The organism is Mesorhizobium sp. M5C.F.Ca.IN.020.32.2.1 (assembly GCF_004023105.1).
In the GTDB taxonomy this organism is placed as follows: domain Bacteria; phylum Pseudomonadota; class Alphaproteobacteria; order Rhizobiales; family Rhizobiaceae; genus Mesorhizobium; species Mesorhizobium wenxiniae.
Map to the genome: position 1 here is coordinate 1 of NZ_RZSX01001405.1, position 931 is coordinate 931.

General features: G+C 65.8%; 1 pseudogene. It reads right to left on the reverse strand.

Annotation, left to right across the window (positions count from 1 at the left end):
* Positions 1 to 159: 159 nt before the first annotated feature.
* A pseudogene (locus EOA86_RS36365) lies at positions 160 to 931 on the reverse strand (exopolyphosphatase); the annotation flags it as partial.

Genomic DNA, 931 nt, shown 5'->3' on the forward strand with positions numbered 1-931 from the left:
CCTTCATGCACCAGCAGATGCTGATGAAGGACATCGCCCTATCAGGCGGCTTTCTGGCGCTGGCGATGGCCGGTGCCGGCGCGTGGTCGGTCGATGGGCGGATACTTCGGATCGGCCCTGAAACGACTTGACCGGCACAAGCTGTTTGTCTGAGCCAGATTACTTGGCTGGCATATCGGGGCCGCCCTCGACCGCCAGCACCAGCCGGCGGTTGGTGACCCTCGCCAGCTGTGCCAGCCGGCCGGCCGGCCGCTCGCCGTAAAGGTCGGCCAGCGACGCCGGCAGCACCAGCGCAAGCACGCCATTGCCGCGGCTCTCCCATTTCAACCGCGGCATGACGCCCGGCATCGCCGCCGTCAGGAGATAGACGACGCGCATCACGGCGGCCAGCACGCGGGCGCGCTCGATATAGCGTGGCGTCGCCAGTGCCTTGATTTCCGGCGCGATCGATTCGTTGAAGATTCCCTCATGACGGTAGGCGTTGGCCAGCGCCAGGAAGGCGCGGCCGGGATGGTCGACGCCGATGAAGGAAGCGTGGGCAATGATGTTGAGCGATTGCTTGCCGCGATATTCGGGATGTGCGCGCCAGCCGATGTCGGCAAGCAGACAGGCGGCCTGGCGGTAACGCGCCTCGTCGACCGTCTCCTCGATGCCGAAGGCGGCGAAGGTCTTGCCTGTCCACTCGACAAGCTCATGCGCGTGGGTGACCGAGCGCGAACGCAGCCGGGCGAGTTCCTCCGAGGCCGAGATCAGCGGATCTGCCGTCTGCTCGGCTTTGTCGAGCAGCGAATAGAGGAAGCCCTCGCGCACGCCCAGGGCCGAGACGATGATCTTGGACGGCTGCATCGCCGCCATGATCTCCTGCAGCACGATGGCGCCATAGGGCAGCAGCGAGCGGCGGTTCTTTGAGACGCCCTCGATACCCCTTACC